Here is a 20,684-nt window from a genome sequence, read left to right as displayed (position 1 = left end):
TCAAAGATGACACGCTTGAATCAAGGAGTGTGAGGGACTGTTCAACGCCCACTCACGTATTTAATTAAGCACCCTGGCCGGCGGGATTGCCAAGGCCATTACCGTTTCCAGAACCAAAGCTGCCACCGCGGGGGCCACCGCCCCGTGGGCCGCCGTGCCCGCCATGACCATGACCGCGTCTGCCAAAGCCACGTCCTTCATGGCTCAGCAGGATGTCGGCCTGCTCCTGGGTGATGATGCCATCTGCTACGGCCGCTTCAATGGCAGCAGTGCGTGCATCAGATACGGCCGTCATCAGCGTTTCCATGTCCACACCCTGCTCCTCGGCCAACTCTGGCAAGCGCGTGCCGTCGTCGCGGGCGGCGGTGAGCTCTTCCACCGTCAGACCCAAGGCCTCGGCAATGACAGCCTGGGCGTCGTCGCGGCTAAAGATTTCCTGAGGGAGGCCGCGCAGTTCCTGGATCGCCAGCATCTCATCCAGCTCTTCCTGAGTGATGACGCCATCTTCCACCAATTGCGCCAGCAAAGTTTCCATGACGACATCACGAGCAGCTTCCAGCTCTTCAACAGTGACGCCTAGCTCGGTGGCAATTAACTCTTTCATCTCGTCACGGTTAGGACGGCCGTCTTCAGCTTCTAGCGCGTCTTTAGCGGCATCGTGGGCAGCTTCTAGCTCATCCACCGTCACGCCCAATTCGTCAGCGAGCAACGCCTGCGCTTCATCGCGGTCAATGTGACCTTTCAAACCGCGCGGGCCGTGGTGTCCGAAACGGCCGTTGGGACGCCTATCTTCCGTTTCACTGCCATCCTCAGGAATGGTTACCGTGTCGTCTGTGTCTGGCTCATCCTGGGCAAAGGTGAGTGAGCTACCCACCAAAGCTGCTAACGCCAACAGTACAATCAAAATTCCACCAAACTTTACAAATTTACTTCTGTTCATTACTTTACCTCCGAACGTTTCTAAAATTCTTTGTTAAAAGTCAGCCTTTTGTTTGGCCGATGAACAGAGATTAGCAATAAGATGTTCAGAAATTGTGAAGAACTTTTAGCAAATTCGTAAAATTCGTATAATCGTTGCATGTCTGCTAAACATTCCCCTAGCGAGCTGGCCAACCAGCTGCAAACGCTCTCTTTTTTTGCGGGACTACCTGAATTAACCCTGACTGAACTGGTGCAAACGGCCGTTCGGCGTACCTACGACCCCGGCGAAATCATCTTCTTGGAGGGAGAGCAAGCCACTGGCCTCTATTTTTTGCAAACGGGCTGGGTCAAAATAGTCAAAAGCAACCCAGCCGGTCGCGAACAAGTGCTGCGCTTTATGGAACCGGGCGACACCTTCAACGAAATCGTCGTCTTTGCCAACCAGCCCAATCCAGCCACGGCTATTGCCCTGGAAACGGCTAACGTCTGGCTGCTGCCCCGGCAGGCACTCAACCACGCCCTGCGCCAAAACCCGGATTTTGCTCAGCACGCCATTGCCAAAATGGCGGAGCGGGTGCTCCATCTGGTGACCCTCGTTGCCGACTTGTCGCTGCGCCCAGTCACCGGGCGGCTGGCTCGCTTGATCAGCGATGGCGCGGTGGGTGGGGTATTGTCGCGGCCCCGCTGGTACACGCAATCTGAGCTGGCGGCGCGTTTAGGCACCGTGCCAGATGTGGTGCAGCGCGCCCTGCGCCAGCTAGAGCAAGATGGCCTCATCCAGGTGGAACGTCACCAAATCCACATTTTAGATGCCGCTGCTCTGGCAGACATCGCCACATAAAATTTAGCGCAGAGTCGCGGAGGCGCAGAGAACTGGCCAGCCCACGACACCTTTTATTCCCAAAGCCACCCATTGTTGACAAATAGTTGTAAATCCGACAAAAGTCGGCGCATCTTCATGCCATTTCCCCTATCCTGCCAACTGTAAAAGGAAAAACCGCAGAGATCGCGAAGTACGCGGAGTTTTATATCGTCTCAACCCAACCTCTGCGCTCTCTGCGCCCTCTGCAGTGAAAAATACGAGGTGTGGCTTGGTGGCTGAAATGGTGGAAAAGCTGACGATTGAGGCACAGGTTTGTTTGGCGTGCGGGGCGATAGTGGAAACGGCCGTTTCCCGTGGCATGGCCATCCAAAGCAGCGAAGGCGAATTGGTTGGTGAACTGGCGGCAATTTTGCTAGACGACCGTACCAAACAACCGACTCATCTCATCCTTTGCTGCCAACTGCCGGATTACCGGCTGGTGCCATTGGAAAAAGTTGTGGGGGTGTACGGCCGTACCGTCCAGATCAGCCTCGCCCGTGAGCAAATCAACCAACTACCAAAGCACCAACCGAAACCATAAAAATCACGCAAAGGCACGAGGGCGCAAAGAATAAGAGAAAAATCTGCGCCAATGGTTCGGCTACGCTCACCACAAGCCTGTGAAATCTGCGGATTTCAAAAGGAGAAATGATGAATCTTTACTTTTTAATGACCTTTTTGTTCCTGGCCGTTGCTGGTTTAACGGCACTTGATGCGGCCCTCACCAGTTGGACCATCATCCCCTGGGTGAATGGATTGCGCTGGCTGCGCGTTCACTTCATCACCCTTGGTGCACTGACAGAGCTGCTATTTGGCTTGCTCCCCTTGCTAGCCGCCAAACGAGCCAGCTTACCAAAACCGCGCACCCGGCTAGATATCTGGCTGCTGCTCAACGCTGGGCTTATGCTTCTGCTGGCGGGCATTCCTATTGTCAACCAGGTGCTCATTTTTGTGGGCGGTACACTCATTTTTGCGGCCACGCTGCTGTTGGGACACCAGCTTTACCAACTGCGTCCCGCCAATCGCGCCACGCTCAGCTTGCCAAACCGCTTTTACCTTACGGGCTTGGGCTTCTTCCTGGTGGGCATCATCGTGGGCACCGGCCTGTGGCTTGGTTGGAGCGACGTGCTGGCAATTCAGGTTCCAATTGAGGTTCACATCCACGCCAACAATTGGGGGTTGATGTCGCTTGTGTTTGCTGGGTTGCTAATCGAGTTGTACCCAAGGGTGATGAAACGGCCGTTCCACTGGCCCAATTCGCTCAACAAAATCTACTGGATGATGAGCCTGGGAGCGTTAGGGCTGGTGCTGGGGCCGTGGTTTAGCTCCCTTTACTTCACCGTACCGGGATTGGTGCTGCATTTAAGTGCCACGATTTGGCTGCTGCTCAACATCATCAAGCCAGTTTGGGGCGATCGGGCGCAGTGGGCCAAGCCGGGCTTGTGGCATCTGCTCACCGCCTACTTTTGGTTCCTGGCTCCCGTGTTGATTGCGCCGCTAATCATCCTGCAAGTTCCCGGCTTCCCCGGTGCGGGCATTGAAGCCAACGCCCCACAAGCATTAATTTACGGCTGGGTGCTGCAATTTGGCTTTGCCATCATCCCTTACTTTGCTCGGCGGCTGTTCCAGCCGGAAGCTGAGGCGGCTCTGGGTGGCAGTTGGCTCAGTTTAATCGCCGTGCATGTGGGTGGGGTGGCACTTTGGGTAAGCATTTTTGTGGAAAATGGCGGCGTCTGGCACGGCCTGGCTTATGGGCTGTGGACCATTGCCATCATGCCGATTGTGGTGGAGCTATGGCGCATTCTTCATCCAGTTTTTGGGGATGAGCACGTGGATACGGCCGTTTCCCCCACCGATTAGTTTGCGTAACATGTTACACCCTTTAGAAGCAAGTTGTACCATTTCAATACTGAAATACAAACTTGTGAGGGCCGGAGAGGTTTATGAGGACTTTGCGAAATTTTAAGATGGTGTAAAATAGGATTAATCTTAACCCTCCAGTACTAATCAGCACCAGATTTCAGGTTCAGTCAAGCAAATTCTCTGCCTTCACAGACAGGATAAATAGCAGTTAGCCAAATCCCTTTTCACCGCAAGATGCTATATAGTCTACCTTGCAATCATTTCCTATAATCATATTCTGATGGGAGAAACCATGACTAATAATAAACATCCAAAATTAAATCCTATTCTAAAGGAACTCCACAATCAAGGACACGACAGTAACCTCACCACAGTTAAAGGTTTCATAGCTGAAGCCCCCGATGGCCTTGTTAGAGTTTATCCATCTCTTACAGCATCCAGTTATATGGACATTCGTCGGGAAGATATTGTTCACTTCACGGATGCAGAGGAAAATGACCACCCAACAATATTGTACGTCAAGTCTTCTGCTGAAATTAACTATACGCGTATCCAGGCAAGCCTTATAAAGGCTCAAAACTTGCAGCAGATAGAGGAAAGAGACTGTAAATGTGGATGTAGTGATCAGCCGAATACTATCGAATTGCGTAGGCGAAACGACACAGGTGGCGACTGGCCCGACGACTACGAGTGCGCCAGGGGCTGTTACCTTAGTTTAATTGACTGCTTGGATAGAGGCGAATCGCCTGCTCGATGCCTAAACGACGCGCAACTTTGCAGAATTATATGTGACCTAATAATATCCGGGGACAACAGAGGTGGACGGGTGATCTATTGAATTCACTGATTTTACGCGCTGACACTGGGAAAAAATTCAAAAGTCATACTGATCATTGTGTCGATCCCAAAGTACTCCAAGACTTTTGAAATCTACGCCGCGTAAAATAAGTGAATTCAGTCAAATTTTGATATTTTTATTCATAAGCAAAAATACTCAGCCTAGAAAACATAACCACTTACGAACAAAGATAGAAGATAAAAGAGAAGAAGTATGATACGCTGGGTGCCTATTGGATTCAGTCACAGCTTAACGTCTAAAATCTTTGATGATTACGTGGAAATCTAGCCACATTTGTCATATTATTCACCGTCCTCTTCTGATCTCTTCTCATCGACTTCATTCCCAATGGCACCCCCGATCATTCCACCAAGTACTGCACCGGCAGGGCCTCCTAGCTTAGCACCAATTAGTATTCCAATCTTATTCCCAATACCTTCCCAAGTCCCGCTACTTTTTGCTTTGTAGACTATTGTGGGTTTGTCATTATAGTCCTCAATAGAGATGTAAGATTCAGCTGCACTGCCTGCACTGACTAAAGCAACAGGGCTCGCTTTGCCGGTAGCAAGCATCTCATCATAGATTCTGCGTACTTCGTGATATGCCTCCTCGGGCTCAAGGCGGCCATTGGCAGACCTAACAGCAATATCATTGATTGTGGTCAGTATTTCCACTTCGTCTTCAGAGATCAATCCAAGATCTTGCATTTTCGCAATAAGTATCAATTCCATCGCAAGATGATTGCCATGTGTTTCTTTCCGGAGGCGAACTGCTTCACGGTGTACCGCCAACTGAATATCACCAATACCTATGCCAAACGCTGCATTGTCAAAATCAATCATAATTTCGCCTCCATAACAAAATGCATCTGAAATTTCATGGGCAATATAGCATAATTTCTAGCAACTCTCAATTTGAGATAAGAGCAATGAAATCGCTTTATTGTAATCCGGAGAGGAATTTCCTTCTCTCCCTGTGCCACCAACGGGCACGGTCTGGAGAGCAGCCCTTTGGAACTGAGAAGCGGCCCGAGCATTTGATTTCTTACTTCCTCGCAGCTTCCAAGTAGGATTGAACGGCCGTTACCGAATCCAACCCCAGCACCTCAGCCGCCAACGCCTCCGCCTCCGGCAGCGACCAGCGGCGCAGGGCGGTTTTCACCGCCGGGATGGACGGCGCGGCCATGCTTAGCTCCGTCAGGCCCAGGCCCAGCAGCAGCGGCGTGGCTAGCGGATTGCTCGCCAGCTCGCCGCACATCCCCACCCAGATATTTGCGTTTTGGGCAGCAACGGCCGTTTGCTGAATCATGCGCAAAACGGCTGGCTGAAACGCCTGAGCCAGCTCCGCTACGTTGGCGTTGCCCCGGTCGGCAGCCATCACGTACTGCGTCAAATCATTGGTGCCGATGCTGAAAAAGTCCACCTCGGTGGCCAGCAAATCGGCAATGGCCACCGTCGAGGGCAGTTCGATCATCATGCCCACGGCCATGTTGGGGTCAAATAGTTTTCCTTCAGCCAAAAGCTGTTCACGGGCAGTTTGCAACATTGCTTTGGCGCGGCGCAGCTCATCCAAGGTGCCAATCATGGGAAACATCAGCTTCACATTGGCTGGCGTGCCGTCTGCCAGCACGCTGGCTTGCAAAATAGCACGCAGCTGCGGCAGGAAAATCTCCGGCATGTCCAGGCAAAAGCGAATCCCCCGCCAGCCCAGGAATGGGTTTTCTTCCTCACCCAAATCCAAATACGGCAGCGGCTTGTCACCCCCCACATCCAGCGTGCGAATGATAAGCGGCCGTTGCTGCAAACCGGCCACCACCTGTTGGTACGCGGCCAACTGCTCCGCCTCGCTCGGTGCCTCTTGCCGATCCAAAAACAGAAATTCCGTGCGGAACAGCCCCACGCCCTCCGCGCCGTAGCTTAACGCCACGTCCACATCGTTTGGTCCGCCAATGTTGGCCGCCACCTCAATGCGCACGCCATCGGCCGTTTCTGCGATGGCCTGGCTGGCCGCTTTGGCCGCTTGCTGCTCTGCTTGCCACGCCTCTCGCGCAGCTTGTAATTCAGCACTTTGGGTTTCATTTGGGTCTAGCCAGATTTGCCCGGTACGGCCGTCTACACCCAACAGTTGCCCATCTGCCACATCGGCTAACTGGCTACCTGCCCCCACCACCGCTGGAATGCCCAGAGCACGCGCCAAAATGGCACTGTGCGCCGTCGCGCCACCCAGCTCCGTGCAAATGCCCAGCACCAGCTCAGCATCAAGCCGAGCCGTGTCTGACGGGGTTAAATCAGCAGCGACCAGTATGTACGGCCGTTCCGCCGCCAGCGACGGCATCGACACCCCCAGCAAATGGCGCAGCACCCGATTGCCCACATCCCGCACGTCTGCCGCCCGCGCCTGAAAGTATGGATCGTCCAAATTGAGGAACCGCTGGGCCGTTTGCTCGATCGCTTTCTGCCAGGCAGCTTCGGCATTAATTTTTTCAGCTTCCAACATCGTTTGGACGGCCGTTTGCAAATCCGGGTCTTGTACAATGAGCTGATGCGCTTCAAAAATGGCCGCTTCGGCACTCCCAGCCTGCTGCGCCGTCTGTTGTTGTAGGGTTTTCAGGTCAGTCAGCGTAGTTTGGACGGCCGTTTGCAGCCGCTGCCACTCCGCCTCAGGTACCCTCCCTTCCTCCCGCACAACGGTGGGCAGCTTGGGGCGATATTGCAGCACCGGTCCCAAGGCGATTCCCGGTGAGGCGGCAACCCCCTGTAGCTGCCCCGGTTCTGCTGGTTGGGTAACGGCCGTTTCCACCACGGGTTCTGGCACACTGTCATCCTCAGCTTCGCCAAAGTTTTCGGCAGCTAGCTGCTGAATCGCCGCAATTGCCTGGGAGCTGTCTGGGCCAACGGCCGTTACCAAAATCGTTTCCCCCTGCCGCACTCCCAGCGTCGCCACCTGGTTAATGCTCTTGGCATTGGCAGTCTTGCCATTCTTGCGAACGGCAATTTCTGCCTGGAACTTGCTGGCCGTCTGCACAAAATTGGCCGCAGGCCGGGCATGAAGCCCCATCTTGTTATTGACAGTCAGGCTAATTTCTTCTGGTTTTTCGTCAGTCGGCGCGGCAGCAGCAGTTGGCGGGATTTGCGTACCGGCCACCTGCGGAACTGGCAAATTGAGCTGCTCTGCCTTCACAGCCAAGGCCCCCTCCGCTTCGGTTAACACCTGCGCTAGACTCCCCCCCACCATCGCCTGCACAGCGGCAGCCATGGTTCCCTCCACCAGAGGCGCAGCGCATAGCCTTATATTCAATTGTTGATCTTCTGGTAAAAATTCCAGCGCCATTTCGGCACTGAGCAAAGCACTGCCCAAATCCATCAGCACCAGCACGCCATCGTCACTATAAACAGATTCGATAGCCGCCATCACCTTCATCGGATCGGTGCCAATGGGTTGTTCCGGATCATCAATGCCGCCAGCGATTGCTATGGGCACCTGTCCTTGCACCATCTGCTCTGCTAATTCACGAACCCCTTGGGCCAGGGTAGCACTATGAGAAACAACGACGAGTCCAACCATCCCCACACACTTTCTTTAGGTGCAAAAAAAAGGTTCCCGACGGCCGTTTCCAGCGTCGAGAACCTTTCGTTTCAAAAATTAATTAGCAATTACTCAACCCAGTCAAAGGTCCGGGTAACCGCTTTCTTCCACATCCTGTACAGGTCCGTGCTGGCATTGCTGTCTTTGTTGGGTTCCCACGTCTTGTCTACGCCCCAATTCTCGCGCATTTCGTCCGTGTTCTTCCAGAAGCCAACGGCCAAACCAGCGGCGTAAGCAGCACCCAGAGCGGTTGTTTCTGCAACCTTGGGCCGAATCACCGGTACGCCCAACACATCTGCCTGGAACTGCATCAGCAAATTGTTAAAGACCATACCGCCATCCACTTTCAAAGCCGTCAGATCAACGCCGGAGTCTGCATTCATCGCGTCCAGAACCTCGCGGGTTTGGTAAGCAGTGGCTTCCAGCGTAGCGCGGCCAAAGTGACCCCGATTCACGTAGCGGGTGAGGCCAGCAATAACGCCACGGGCATCGTCTTTCCAGTACGGTGCGTACAAACCGGAGAATGCTGGCACAAAGTAGATACCACCATTGTCATCCACCGTCTTGGCCAACTCTTCTACCTCAGGGGCAGATTTGATCATCTTCAAGTTGTCACGCAGCCACTGTACCAAAGCACCGGTAATAGCAATGGAGCCTTCCAGTGCGTAAACGGCCGGTTGGTCGCCAAACTTGTAGCACAAGGTGGTCAGCAAACCGTTGTTGGAGGGAACTGGTTCCGTGCCGGTGTTCAAGATCATGAAGCAGCCGGTGCCGTAGGTGTTTTTGGCTTCGCCGGGGCTGAAGCAGGCTTGCCCAACCGTAGCAGCTTGCTGATCACCCAGGTCGCCAGCTACCGGAATACGGCCGCCAAACGGGCCATCGTCCAGAGTATAGCCGTAAACCTCAGAGGAGGATTTGATTGTGGGCAACATGCTCATGGGGATGCCCATTGCGGCAGCAATGTCAGCATTCCAGCTAAGCGTATCCAGGTTCATGAGCATGGTACGGCTGGCATTGGTAACATCGGTTACGTGTGCGCCCCCGTTAGGACCACCAGTCAGGTTCCAAATTACCCAGGTGTCGATATTGCCGAAGAGGGCATCGCCTTTGTCGGCTGCGGCGCGAATTTCTGGTACGTTGTCAAGCAGCCATTTTACCTTGAGGCCAGAGAAGTAAGTGGCCAAGGGCAACCCAACCTGCGGACGGAAGCGATCTTGACCGCCATCTTTGGCCATCTCGGCTACAACTTTGTCATTGCGGGTGTCCATCCAAACAACGGCGTTATGGTACGGCTTGCCGGTGTTTTTGTCCCACACAACAGTGGTCTCGCGTTGGTTGGTAATACCAACGGCGGCCAAATCTTTAGCCGTGATGCCTGCGCGATCCAAAGCACCTTTCACAACATCTTGGGTGCGTGCCCAAATTTCCATGGGATCATGCTCAACCCAGCCCGGTTTCGGGAAGATTTGCTCATGCTCCATTTGGTGAATTGCTACGGATTCACCGCTGTGATTAAAGATCATACAACGGGTACTGGTCGTACCCTGGTCAATTGCTGCTACATATTTTGACATTTTTGCTCCTTATTCATGTGAGAAGCAAGATATTTACCGAAATTAAAGCGACACTTGCTTCTCTTAAAAGTAAACCACATCGTGCTTTGAGTTATCAAAAAACTGTCTGCGGTTTACTTAATGATCTACAGATTTTGCAGATTACACAGGTTATTCTTTGATTGTTTCGAGCAGGGCGTTGAGCATAAGGTAGGATGAGGTTGCCCCAGGGTCCTGATGCCCGATGCTGCGTTCACCCAGATAGCTGGCACGACCTTTGCGTGCTTGCAGCGGAATGGTGTTTTTCATGCCTTGTTCGGCAGCAGCAACGGCCGTTTCCAAAATCGCCACCGTTTCTTCACCAGACGACAGCGCGTTTTGCATCGCTTCCATGGCGGGTGCCCAGGCATCGTACATCGTTTTGTCTTCCAAATTTGGACGACCCCGCTGCAAAACACCTTCTACACCAGCCTCAAGTAGCTTAAACAAATCTTCGTTGCTCAGCTCTTCTTTTGAAGCCATGGCCATGCCGCTACGCATGAAAAATGTGCCGTAAAGCGGGCCACTTGCACCGCCCACGCTAGAGATCAGTGTCATGCCAGTGGTTTTGAGAATATTGCCAATATCTTTGTCAGAAACAGTGGGGAGTTTTTCCATCACCTTCTTGAAGCCCCGATCCATATTGGTGCCATGATCGGCATCCCCAATGGCGGAGTCCAGTTCGGTGAGGTAACTTTTGTTTTCGTGTAAAACGGCCGCTGTTTTTTCTAGCCACCGCACTATCTGGTCTTTGGTAATCATAATTAAAAGACCTGCTCCTTCTAAAGCAGTAATCGGTGATCAATAAGCAGTAATCAGTGAATGCAAAACCAGCCTGATTACTAACTTACTGAGGACTGTTTACTGAAACTATGCGCCCCAGCGCAGACCGGGCGTGTTTACGGGGGCATCCCAGAATTTCAAAATTTCGTCATCGGTTTTAACAAGAGTGATAGAACATCCTTGCATTTCCAGAGAGGTAATGTATGGGCCGATGAGGTTGCGGGCAATGGTGATGCCACGTGCTTCACATTCAGCAGCCAGCTTGCGATATACGGCATATAGCTCAGAAACCGGCGTGCCGCCCATGCTGTTCACAAAGGCAATCACGGAATCGCCAGATTTGAAAGGCTCGTCGGTGAGTTCTTTCTCAACCCAGGTGCCTTCTTCATTGTCCCATTCGCGTACGGTGCGGCTGTAGGCTTCATCATCCAGAACGGCCGCTGCCATCATGCCTGTGATCTCATCGACAGAGGTCATCGGCAGCCGCTTGCGGCCCGGTTCACCATGAATGCCAATGCCAAACTCAAATTCGCCGTCGCCCAGGTCGAATGTGGGCTTGCCAGCAGCGGGCACAATACAGGAGGTGAGGGCGATACCAATGGAACGGCCGTACATGTTCACCTTGCGGGCCAAATCAGCACATTGGTCCAGGCTGTAACCAGCTTCTGCTGCCGCACCCACAACTTTTTCTACGACGACGGTGGTGCCAACACCACGCCGACCAGCCGTGTACAAACTATCTTTTACCGCGGCATCATCGTCAATCAAAATTGATTGCACTTTGATCCCTTCGGCATAGGCGAGCTCTGCGGCCGTTTCAAAATTCAGTACGTCACCAGTGTAATTCTTTACCAAGAATAGAACACCTGCGCCGCTGTCTACCGCCTTGGCACATTCATACATCTGATCTGGGGTTGGGGACGTGAATACCTCACCAGGGCAAGCACCATCCAACATGCCCATGCCCACAAAGCCACCGTGCATCGGTTCGTGGCCGCTGCCGCCACCGGAAACCAGTGCCACCTTACCTTCAACCGGCGCATCAGCGCGTACAACAAAGTAAGGGTCATAGGTAACCTTTAGCGCATCAGCGTGAGCCAAAGCCATCCCCTCTAGCTGCTCTTTGACAACGTTATCAACAGCGTTAATTAGTTTTTTCACAACAACGCTCCTTTTTTAAAAACTATGGGGTCAATTCTGTTAATGATTAAGTAGCGGAAGTTTGGCTTGATCCGGAGGCGAAATCCGCTTTTGGTAAGAGCGGCACCCGGTGAAATAGACCGGCTACCGCTCTACCATTTAACCAAGGGTATATGCAAGTATAACCAAGGGTATATGCAGTTTGTTGGCTACCCCTTGGAGGGTTCAACTAAAATACCGAGTTCCAAACCAGCGCGCCTAAGATACCACCAATCAGTGGAGCAACGACTGGAATCCAGCCGTATCCCCAATCGGAATCGCCTTTGCCGGCGATGGGCAACAAGAAATGAGCGAGGCGGGGGCCAAGGTCACGAGCTGGATTGATGGCGTATCCGGTGGGGCCACCTAGCGAGAGGCCAATGCCCCAAACCAAAGCACCAACCAAGTACGGGCCTAAGCCAGCTGCCGGGCTACCGTTTGTTGCGCCAGAGAAGATTGCACCCACACCAATGAGCAGAACCATCGTGCCGATCAGCTCAGTGACGAAGTTCCAGGTGGTGTCGCGAATAGCTGGGCCAGTGGAATGTACGGCCAATTTCAGACCCTGGTCGCTTGTTTCTGCCCAATGGCGGTAGTAAGCTAACCAAACGATAACCGCACCTACAAATCCACCAGCAATTTGGATGAGCATGGTCACAATAGCCTGACCGGCATCATAAGTTCCCAAAATGAGCCATTTACCAATGGTCACGGCCGGGTTAATGTCAGCTTCCGGCGCACCAGCGGAAATTGCGACGAAAACACCAACCATTACGGCCATGGCCCACCCTGTGGTTATCACGATCCAACCAGCGTTTTCACCTTTTGATTTACTCAAGAGAACATTGGCAACAACGCCATTACCCAAAATGATCAAAAACATTGTGCCAAGAAATTCACCAAGTAAGTTATCCATTTTTTATCTCCTTAATGATCCTACTTCTTCCTAAAATCCTTGATAAACGAAGGGTACAGCTAATTGCTGTACAGTTTGCAAAAATGTATATTTTTGCGGGGGGGGGGGGTAAAAGTCGCACTATTTTAGAAATGTGTGTGTGGAAACCACCTCCTTGTTGTGTATGCAGCCCAACATAGCCACAAGATTACAGCAGGTAAGAATGACCAAAAATGCCTTGCTAACACGGCCGTTCCAGGTAGCAAATTTGTTAAAAACAGTTGGGCAGTGACTACAATGTGAAGTTGAGTTTATTTGTGTAAGTTGTATAACACTTGAGTACTATACGGGGTTGCGAACGACTTTAGCAAGAAGCCTCACGATTTTGTTTCATCATGAAACACTGGAATCGGAAATGTGTTTCAAAATGAAACACGAGCCTTGCGGAGCTTAACGGCCGTTTCTAAAGCGAGCCGGATCTATTTGGTGTAACTTCATCTTACGCCAAAGCGTGGTACGGCCGATTTCCAGCTCACGCGCCATCTCAGAAACACGCCCCTGGCACGCCCACCCCGCCCGGATGATTGCCTCGCGCTCCGCCTCGGCGGCTGACAAAACAGGCTGTACCTCCGGCCCCTGCCCCATAACCACACGCCCCTTACGGACACTTTCTGGCAAATCCATTGGCGTAATCATATAGCCGCTGCTTTGGTATGTGGCTCGTTCCAGCACCATTTCTAGCTCACGCACATTTCCTGGCCAGGGGTACCGACTTAAAATTGCCGCCGCCTCTGCATCTAGCACCAACTTTTGCCCATGTCGCCGGGCAGAGCGCGCTAAAAAACGTTGTGCCAGGAGCAAAATATCTTCCGTGCGCTCCCGCAAGGGTGGCACTTCAACGTTAAATACAGAAAAACGATAATAAAGATGAGAAAGAAACTGGCCATCGGCAATTGCCATCTTGAGATCGGCCGCTGTGGCAGCCATCACTCGGACATCAACCGCAATTGGGCGGGTACTACCCAAGCGCATCACGTGATTCGTTTCAATCACCTGTAGCAATGCAGATTGCATTTCTAACGACAAACTTTCTACCTGGTCTAGCAGCAGCGTGCCTTCGTGGGCTAGCTCAAATTTGCTCGGACGGCCGTCTCGCCCGGACTCTTTTTCAAACCCCAAAAACTCGCTCACGATGAGTTCGCGGGGAATAGCACGGCAGTTGATAGAGATGAAGGGCTTGTTGGCACGCACGCTGTCGTTGTGAATGGCGCGTGCCAGATGGTTTTTGCCTACGCCTCCCTCGCCGCACAGCAAAACGGGGGCAGTGCCTTTGGCCGCAATACGCGCCTGGCGAGTTATCGGGCGCATCGCCGCCGACTCGGCAAAAATATCTTCCAATTTTAATCTAGCCTGGCTGCCAACTTGCTGGTTCACCAAACGACGTACCTGGGCCAACGGCCGTAACATCATCATGTAGCTCACAGGGCGACCATACTCCCAAATAACCCGCAGCGTCACCACCGTTTGCAAAAGGTTGCCAACGAGCTTTACCTGCAAGGTCACCTCAGTATCTTCCAAATCCCGATTTTCACGCAGTGCCGTTTGAATAATTTCAGGCAAATCCAGCACGTCTGTGATGGGCATACCGAGCACGGAGGCAGGCGACATATTCAGCAGCTTACCAGCTTGAGCATTCACATGGTTGAGCTTGCCAGCACTGTTCCAGGTAAGCACCCCTTCGGCAATAGATTTCATAATGGTGTTTAGCTCTGTCAGGCGGCGATTGGCCTCTTCCAAATATAGTTCCGCCTGGAGCTGGTTGCTAATGGCCCGCGCCACAGCCATCACCAACGAGAGGGTATGCGATGTTGAATCTTCGACGCTGCTAACCACCCCGATCACGCCGAGGATACGGCCGTTTACATCATGAATGGGTGCGGCCGTACTGGTGAAACGGTGAAACGTCTGGAAGTAATGTTCTGCGCCAACGACCTGAACCGGCATCGCCGCGATCAGGCTCACGCCCAGCGCATTGGTTCCCAAATACGCTTCAGACCAGTAAGACCCCAACCCCAACCGACGCACCTCAACCATCTCTTTGGCCACTGAATCGCCATACAAAGCCAACAGGCAGCCCGTCCCATCAGCCAATAAAATTGCCGCACCGGAGCCTTCAATAAACTGGTGCATATCCTCAATAAAAGGGAGGGCAATGGCAACAAGCTCTTGTTGAGATTTAAGCAGGGATTGCAGCACTGGCTCACTAAGCACGGGGGGTCGTGGCCTTTTGGTCGGGTCTGCCACCGGGGCGCAGCGTTGCCATGATTGCAAAATCGTAATGTCTGGCTCCGCACCAGGCACGGATGTTAGAGACCCTGTGGTCATGAAGTTTTGCCAGTAACGCTGCAACAGCGCATGATTAACCGGATATCCAATCGGCTGCATGATGCATTTTCACAAAAATCACAGCGTGGCGCAACTTTCTTCCGGTGCTTTTTACAACCTTCTGGACAACCACCCAATATCTGCCCTATCATTCAGGTAAGTTAAAGTAAAGGATGGCGACTATGAAACGATGGAATGGCTGGGGTGATACGGCCGTAACCTACCCCCTCCCTGAAAAAGCAGGTGACTTTTTGGTTGAACTGGTCGGCGACGCCTCACCGCAGCAAGACGCCACCCTGGCAGATGTGGTGGCCACCGTGCCTGCCAGCCGCCTGCCTGAACACCCACTCATTCAAACAGATGCAGAAACGCGGCTGAAGCACGCACGCGGCCAGAGCTTCCCCGATTGGGTTGATTTACGCAGCGGCCGTATTGCCGCTTTCCCCGATGGCGTTGCCTTCCCCCACACCGAAGCCGATGTGCTGACGCTGTTGCAGTTAGCGCGTAGCCACGATCTCAAGCTCATTCCCTACGGGGGCGGCACTTCTGTGGTCGGCCACATCAATCCCGAACCTAGCAACCGGCCGGTACTCACCATCAATTTGCAGCGGCTAAGCCGCCTCAAAACATTGGACAGAACCAGCCAGCTTGCCACCTTTGGGGCAGGCGTTGCCGGGCCAGAACTGGAAGCCCAGCTGCGCGCCAAAGGATACACGCTGGGCCATTTTCCCCAATCGTTTGAATATTCCACGCTGGGCGGCTGGGTGGCAACCCGCTCCAGTGGTCAGCAATCACGGGGGTACGGCCGTATCGAGGATTTATTCGCTGGGGGCAAGCTGCTGGCTCCTGCTGGTGACCTCATCATGCCACCGCTGCCCGCTTCCGCCGCCGGGCCAGATTTGCGCCAACTGGTGCTTGGCTCCGAGGGGCGTATGGGCATCATCACCGAGGCAACTGTGCGTATTTCACCCTTACCAGAGCGGGAATCTTTTAACGCTATTTTCTTCCCGGATTTTGAAGCTGGCAAAACGGCCGTACGCCAAATGCTGCAAGCCGATCTGCCCCTCTCCATGCTGCGCCTCAGCACCGGCGTCGAGACCGAAACCACGCTCAAGCTGGCCGGGCATGAGCTACTCATCGGCACGCTGGAGCGATTATTGCGCATTCGCGGCGTGGATGAAGGTAAATCAATGCTGCTGCTGGGCTTTAGCGGCAACCGGCACATCGTCAACACCGCTCGCAGCGAAGCGGTGGATATTGCCAAACAGCAAGGTGGCATTCACGTGGGGCAGCAGTTTGGCAACCAGTGGCAAAAAGGGCGGTTCCGCACACCATACCTGCGCAATGCGCTGTGGGAAATTGGCTATGGGGTAGATACGTTGGAAACGGCCGTTACCTGGAACCAGGTAGATGACACCCTGCAAGATATTGAAGCCAGCCTCAAAACAGCCATGGCCGATTTTGATGAGCGGCTGCACGTCTTCACCCACCTGTCGCACATGTACGCCACCGGGTGCAGCATCTACACCACCTATCTTTTCCGGCTCTCCCCCGACCCGGATGAAAATTTAGCCAGATGGACGGCAATGAAAACGGCCGCCAGCCAGGCCATCGTGCGGCACGGCGGAACGATTAGCCACCAGCACGGCGTGGGCAAAGACCATCGCCCCTACCTGGAAGCAGAGAAAGGCAGTTTGGGCATTGCCACGTTGGAGACCATCGCTCGGCAGTATGATCCAGCAGGGGTAATGAATCCGGGCGTTTTAGTGAGGGGATGACAGGGTGAACGGGTGAATTGCCCACTTGCAAACCTGCACACTTTTACGCCGTAAGAAACGGCGGCTACAGGAATAATTTATGTGGAACACAAATTGGCGTGAACAGATTTGGCAGAATTTAGACCAGCCGTGGGACATTGTGGTGGTGGGGGGCGGCATTACGGGCGCAGGTATTTTGCGCGAAGCAACACGACTAGGGCTGAAAACCTTGCTGGTGGAGCAGCGAGACTTCGCTTTTGGTACCTCCAGCCGCAGCTCCAAACTGGTCCACGGCGGGCTGCGCTACCTGAAGCAAGGCAAAATTGGGCTAACGCAGGCCAGCGTGCAGGAGCGACAAAAGCTGCAAGAATCTGCCCCTGGATTGGTTGACCCGCTAGGCTTCCTGCTGGCCAACGAAAAAGGGAGCGGCCAGCGGCGGGAAAAATGGCTCGTCCGCGCGGGACTCTCTTTTTACGATTTGGTGGCCCTGCAGTGGAGCCATCGTTACTATAGCCCGCAGGATGTGTGGATGTTGGCTCCGCGCCTGAACGTGCAGGATTTGGCGGGCGCATTCCACTATTTTGATGCCCAAACGGACGATGCGCGCCTGGTGCTGCGAGTGATTCGGGAGGCGGTGGCGGCAGGCGGGACGGCCGTCAACTACACAGCCGCTGTTGATCTCATTCGTGAAGAGGGGCAGGTTGTGGGCGCGATGCTGCAAGATCGGGAAAGTGGCCGCAAGAAAGCCGTTCGCGCCAAGATTGTCATCAACGCCACCGGGGCATGGGCAGATGATCTACGGCAAAAAGTGGACCAGGAACCAAAATTACGGCCGTTGCGCGGCAGCCATCTCATCTTCCCGCAGTGGCGTTTCCCCATTGCCCAAGCGGTTTCGTTTAACCATCCGCTAGACGGCCGCTTTGTCTTCATCTTTCCCTGGGACGGCGTGACGCTGGTTGGCACCACCGACGTGGATCACAGCGAGGAGTTGCACCACGAACCGCACATCACCCCTGGCGAGGTGGCTTATCTCATGGCCGCTGTCGAAGCGCGTTACCCATCACTGGCACTCATGTTGGATGACGTGCTGGCTACCTTTGCTGGGGTGCGCCCAGTCATCAACACAGGCAAGGCGGATCCGTCGGCTGAATCCCGCGACCACGTGGTGTGGACAGAAAACGGGCTGCTCACCGTCACGGGCGGCAAGCTAACCACCTTCCGCCTCATCGCCCTGGATGCGCTCAAGGCGGCACGAACCGCGCTGCCAAAAATGCCCAAAATAGACGAAGACGCCCCAGCACTGGATGAAGTAACCGAAGATTTGCCTGCCAGGCTGCCAGAAGCGACCCGGCAGCGGCTCATTGGCCGGTATGGCCGCGAGGCGGATGATTTGGTTAAGGCGGCGCAACCGGGCGAACTGGTTACGATTCCTAATAGCAATGTGCTGTGGGCAGAACTGCGCTGGGCTGCGCGTAATGAAGGGATCGTGCATTTGGACGATTTGCTGCTGAGGCGGGTGCGGCTGGGGTTGCTGCTGCCAAAGGGTGGCGCACAATTTGCAGAGCAGATTCAAGCGATTTGTCAGGCGGAACTGGGATGGGATGACGGCCGTTGGGCTGAGGAATGGAACGCTTACCAAGAACGGTGGCTGGCCAAATACAGTTTGCCGCCAAAGGAAACCATCCCCAACTGGCATTCAATGCTGCAAAAACCAGAAACGACACCGGTAGTGGTGGAAAAAGAAGGTGTGGGACGAACGGCCGTAGCGGGTGGATTGCTCGGTGCCGCCTTTGCCCTCATTTTATTTTATCTGGGTCTACGTCGCCGCAGCTAAATCGTAACCGCTAATTTTTCCCAATGTGCGGAAAGAATCCGCGGCTACAAGGCTCCTAACCAGAGGTGTTTTTGAGGCGGACTGTTTTAATTTTGGGTACACAGTGAGGGGGATTGGTTGCGGCTAGCTTCTGCATTATCATACCTTTCTGTCAAATTTTCATCGCGGCTTAAACGTGCAGAAAGCATGGCAGCGAAGATAACAAATATAGAACTGATTATGCTTAGTGTAAGAAATAGTAGGAGTGCCATCATCTTTTTCGTTCCCAATTTGTGCCATGTGTACGGCCGTTTGCTCAACAATGACCACACTTTAACCAACTTCATCCGCTAACGCGACGACATACGTGCAGATGCCTACGCACTTGAGTGCGTCAGAATTACAATGAGTCCAATTTCCTCCTCCAACTCCCTTGCAAAACTGGATTTAGAACGGCCGTTACACCCCCTGCTCCCTCAACTATTAGAACAGTCAGCCAAGCGACACCACCATTTGTGCCCGCGGCAGGTGTTGGGCGTGCGCCTGGGGCTGCGCGGCCTCATCGCTTTGGGGCTACTGACATCTGATGCCGACACGCCGTTTTGTAACAACGACAAGCGGCTACTCACCATCGTGGAAACAGACGGCTGCGGAGCCGATGGCATTGCCGTCGCTACAGATTCGTTCGTAGGCCGACGCACCCTGCGCGTAGAGGATTATGGCAAAGTGGCCGCCACTTTAGTAGATACCCGCACAGGCCAAGCAGTCCGCGTAGCGCCGACGGCCGCTTCCCGCACCCTGGCCCAGCAATACGCCCCTCACCAGCCTGACCGCTGGCATCAATACTTGGTCGGCTACCAGCGCATCCCGGATGAGCAGTTAGTCAACATACAGTCCGTTACCCTGCGGCAGCCGCTAGCCGCTAGCCTTAGCCTGCCAGACAAACGCGCTATATGCCAACAGTGCGGCGAAGAAATTATGAATGAGCGGGAAATTGTGGCTGGAAACGGCCGTATTCTTTGCCAACCCTGTGCTGGCAGCAGCTATTACCAACTGCGCTAAATCCCAAAGATCATAACTGAATTCTCCAAATTAGATCGTTCATTGTCATATCTCTGTATGCCACCTATCAGCTTGTTGTCACGCCGCTGGCCTATAAACGAGATATGCTTTAGCTGTTCCGAAAGGTCGCACTTTCAAATAGGTTTTGGCTCGGCAGTGAACGGTCGCACCCATTGGAGGAATCGTATGTCTCGCTTCATCAAATCACTCTCCTTGCTTCTTTTACTTTTGCTGATTGGGAGCCTGTTTTTTGGCGCAACAGCCTGCTCTGAAGCTGGGCAAAATGCGTTTATTGAAGCTGCCGCCGTTGTCAACAACGAAGTTGACGATGCGCTCACTCATGCAGATGAATTGGTTTTTGCCGGACAAGTTGAGGATGAAAACGGCCGTTGGCTCAACAATTGCGTCGTCATCCTGTTCAAACACGGAGAAGAGGTCACCCGTGCTACAACTGGTTTGCGTGAGAGTGCATTTTCCGACGATGGGCCAATGGATGGGGTCTTCGAGCTGAGAATTCCCAATGTGTACAAATTGTCGGAAAGCCATGGTTTTTATGATTATCCGTCCGGAACTCCGGTAGAAATTCACACCATCCCTGGCGTCGTCGGCAACAGATACCTGGGTACCTGGCAGGCAGACCTTAATCCCTCCGATTTTCGGCGATTCCACATACCTTCCAAACAGGCAGAATACGCGCTGGTTGTGCTGCCCATGCCGCTAGATGAGCTGCCAGACACACATAAGGAAGGCAATCTGACCTTCAAAGACGGGATGCTGATTATCAAACCAGAAGAGCCAGATGAAGAGGAACCAGTAACGGAAGAGGCAACGGCCGTTCCGCTACCACCGCCAGAAACCAACCCCGAGTTCACTTTGCTGCCAAAGAACGGCGAAGCATGGAATTTGCGGATGACTGGCTATTACGGTAACCGCTGGGATGTCTGGGAAAAATATGTCGCTGGGCGCGGCACAGGCATGAGTTGGGAAACGTTCAAAGAAGCTGTTTTGTCTCATAATCCTCAGTTGGAAACAGATGGCTATGTCTTTTACCCAGAGCATTCATACTTGCTTCCTACCTCGCCATAATCCTCTTCCCTTATTGGCAACCGGTTGTCGCTGCTGACGACCGGTTGTCACATTTTTAGCCCA

General features: G+C 53.4%; 16 protein-coding genes. 8 read left to right on the top strand and 8 right to left on the bottom strand.

The window, feature by feature from the left end; translation table 11 throughout:
• Positions 1-64 precede the first annotated feature (64 nt).
• Positions 65-940, bottom strand: coding sequence for a hypothetical protein (locus ACOQPU_RS02575; protein ID WP_420643570.1), 876 nt, complete (start codon positions 938-940; stop codon positions 65-67).
• A gap of 138 nt (positions 941-1,078) precedes the next feature.
• Here ACOQPU_RS02575 and ACOQPU_RS02570 point away from each other — a divergent pair, with 138 nt between their 5' ends.
• The 3 genes from ACOQPU_RS02570 (at position 1,079) to ACOQPU_RS02560 (ending at position 3,643) form a co-directional block, all read left to right on the top strand.
• A complete protein-coding gene (locus ACOQPU_RS02570; RefSeq protein WP_420643569.1) occupies positions 1,079-1,762 on the top strand; it encodes a Crp/Fnr family transcriptional regulator in 684 nt (227 codons plus the stop codon).
• 253 nt (positions 1,763-2,015) lie between these two features.
• Positions 2,016-2,324 carry a hypothetical protein gene (locus tag ACOQPU_RS02565; protein WP_420643568.1) on the top strand — a complete coding sequence of 103 codons (309 nt, stop codon included), beginning with the start codon at positions 2,016-2,018 and terminating at the stop codon, positions 2,322-2,324.
• 107 nt (positions 2,325-2,431) lie between these two features.
• Positions 2,432-3,643, top strand: a complete 1,212-nt coding sequence (locus ACOQPU_RS02560) for a hypothetical protein (protein WP_420643567.1) — start codon at positions 2,432-2,434, stop codon at positions 3,641-3,643.
• A gap of 1,143 nt (positions 3,644-4,786) precedes the next feature.
• On the opposite strand, the gene ACOQPU_RS02555 is transcribed toward ACOQPU_RS02560, so the two are convergent.
• From ACOQPU_RS02555 to dhaR, 7 genes are all read right to left on the bottom strand, one after another.
• Positions 4,787-5,326, bottom strand: coding sequence for a hypothetical protein (locus ACOQPU_RS02555; protein ID WP_420643566.1), 540 nt, complete (start codon positions 5,324-5,326; stop codon positions 4,787-4,789).
• 202 nt (positions 5,327-5,528) lie between these two features.
• On the bottom strand, positions 5,529-8,048 hold the full coding sequence (ptsP, locus tag ACOQPU_RS02550) for a phosphoenolpyruvate--protein phosphotransferase (RefSeq protein WP_420643565.1): 2,520 nt from the start codon (positions 8,046-8,048) through the stop codon (positions 5,529-5,531).
• A gap of 89 nt (positions 8,049-8,137) precedes the next feature.
• Positions 8,138-9,643, bottom strand: a complete 1,506-nt coding sequence (gene glpK, locus ACOQPU_RS02545) for a glycerol kinase GlpK (protein WP_420643564.1) — start codon at positions 9,641-9,643, stop codon at positions 8,138-8,140.
• 150 nt (positions 9,644-9,793) lie between these two features.
• Positions 9,794-10,423 (bottom strand): dihydroxyacetone kinase subunit DhaL, encoded by a 630-nt coding sequence (gene dhaL, locus ACOQPU_RS02540; RefSeq protein ID WP_420643563.1) that lies wholly within the window; start codon positions 10,421-10,423, stop codon positions 9,794-9,796.
• Between the two features lie 108 nt (positions 10,424-10,531).
• Positions 10,532-11,605, bottom strand: a complete 1,074-nt coding sequence (gene dhaK, locus ACOQPU_RS02535; protein WP_420643562.1) for a dihydroxyacetone kinase subunit DhaK — start codon at positions 11,603-11,605, stop codon at positions 10,532-10,534.
• A gap of 208 nt (positions 11,606-11,813) precedes the next feature.
• Positions 11,814-12,539: an MIP/aquaporin family protein gene (locus ACOQPU_RS02530; protein WP_420643561.1), complete on the bottom strand. Its 726-nt coding sequence runs from the start codon at positions 12,537-12,539 to the stop codon at positions 11,814-11,816.
• 429 nt (positions 12,540-12,968) lie between these two features.
• Positions 12,969-14,963, bottom strand: coding sequence for a dihydroxyacetone kinase operon transcriptional regulator DhaR (gene dhaR / locus ACOQPU_RS02525; protein WP_420643560.1), 1,995 nt, complete (start codon positions 14,961-14,963; stop codon positions 12,969-12,971).
• 122 nt (positions 14,964-15,085) lie between these two features.
• On the opposite strand from dhaR, the gene ACOQPU_RS02520 reads away from it, so the two are divergent.
• The 5 genes from ACOQPU_RS02520 (at position 15,086) to ACOQPU_RS02500 (ending at position 20,621) form a co-directional block, all read left to right on the top strand.
• Positions 15,086-16,681 carry an FAD-binding oxidoreductase gene (locus tag ACOQPU_RS02520; RefSeq protein WP_420643559.1) on the top strand — a complete coding sequence of 532 codons (1,596 nt, stop codon included), beginning with the start codon at positions 15,086-15,088 and terminating at the stop codon, positions 16,679-16,681.
• 79 nt (positions 16,682-16,760) lie between these two features.
• Complete coding sequence (locus tag ACOQPU_RS02515) at positions 16,761-18,494, top strand: glycerol-3-phosphate dehydrogenase/oxidase (RefSeq protein WP_420643558.1); 1,734 nt, start codon at positions 16,761-16,763, stop codon at positions 18,492-18,494.
• A gap of 186 nt (positions 18,495-18,680) precedes the next feature.
• Positions 18,681-18,827, top strand: coding sequence for a hypothetical protein (locus tag ACOQPU_RS02510; RefSeq protein WP_420643557.1), 147 nt, complete (start codon positions 18,681-18,683; stop codon positions 18,825-18,827).
• A 51-nt stretch (positions 18,828-18,878) separates the two neighbouring features.
• The gene (locus ACOQPU_RS02505) at positions 18,879-19,535 is read left to right on the top strand and encodes an FmdE family protein (RefSeq protein ID WP_420643556.1); all 657 of its coding nucleotides are present in this window, start codon (positions 18,879-18,881) and stop codon (positions 19,533-19,535) included.
• Between the two features lie 186 nt (positions 19,536-19,721).
• Positions 19,722-20,621: a hypothetical protein gene (locus tag ACOQPU_RS02500; protein WP_420643555.1), complete on the top strand. Its 900-nt coding sequence runs from the start codon at positions 19,722-19,724 to the stop codon at positions 20,619-20,621.
• The last annotated feature ends 63 nt before the right edge of the window (positions 20,622-20,684 follow it).

The organism is Candidatus Leptofilum sp., assembly GCF_965223285.1.
GTDB lineage: Bacteria > Chloroflexota > Anaerolineae > Promineifilales > Promineifilaceae > Leptofilum.
This window is presented reverse-complemented; position numbering and strand designations above follow the sequence as displayed.

What these genes read in the sequence shown, in the direction of transcription:
- ACOQPU_RS02575 (WP_420643570.1), bottom strand. Translation starts at nt 940, where the DNA reads ATGAACAGAAGTAAATTTGTAAAGTTTGGTGGAATTTTGATTGTACTG.
- ACOQPU_RS02570 (WP_420643569.1), top strand. Translation starts at nt 1,079, where the DNA reads ATGTCTGCTAAACATTCCCCTAGCGAGCTGGCCAACCAGCTGCAAACG.
- ACOQPU_RS02560 (WP_420643567.1), top strand. Translation starts at nt 2,432, where the DNA reads ATGATGAATCTTTACTTTTTAATGACCTTTTTGTTCCTGGCCGTTGCT.
- ACOQPU_RS02555 (WP_420643566.1), bottom strand. Translation starts at nt 5,326, where the DNA reads ATGATTGATTTTGACAATGCAGCGTTTGGCATAGGTATTGGTGATATT.
- ptsP (WP_420643565.1), bottom strand. Translation starts at nt 8,048, where the DNA reads ATGGTTGGACTCGTCGTTGTTTCTCATAGTGCTACCCTGGCCCAAGGG.
- glpK (WP_420643564.1), bottom strand. Translation starts at nt 9,643, where the DNA reads ATGTCAAAATATGTAGCAGCAATTGACCAGGGTACGACCAGTACCCGT.
- dhaL (WP_420643563.1), bottom strand. Translation starts at nt 10,423, where the DNA reads ATGATTACCAAAGACCAGATAGTGCGGTGGCTAGAAAAAACAGCGGCC.
- ACOQPU_RS02530 (WP_420643561.1), bottom strand. Translation starts at nt 12,539, where the DNA reads ATGGATAACTTACTTGGTGAATTTCTTGGCACAATGTTTTTGATCATT.
- dhaR (WP_420643560.1), bottom strand. Translation starts at nt 14,963, where the DNA reads ATGCAGCCGATTGGATATCCGGTTAATCATGCGCTGTTGCAGCGTTAC.
- ACOQPU_RS02520 (WP_420643559.1), top strand. Translation starts at nt 15,086, where the DNA reads ATGAAACGATGGAATGGCTGGGGTGATACGGCCGTAACCTACCCCCTC.
- ACOQPU_RS02515 (WP_420643558.1), top strand. Translation starts at nt 16,761, where the DNA reads ATGTGGAACACAAATTGGCGTGAACAGATTTGGCAGAATTTAGACCAG.
- ACOQPU_RS02510 (WP_420643557.1), top strand. Translation starts at nt 18,681, where the DNA reads ATGGCAGCGAAGATAACAAATATAGAACTGATTATGCTTAGTGTAAGA.
- ACOQPU_RS02505 (WP_420643556.1), top strand. Translation starts at nt 18,879, where the DNA reads ATGAGTCCAATTTCCTCCTCCAACTCCCTTGCAAAACTGGATTTAGAA.
- ACOQPU_RS02500 (WP_420643555.1), top strand. Translation starts at nt 19,722, where the DNA reads ATGTCTCGCTTCATCAAATCACTCTCCTTGCTTCTTTTACTTTTGCTG.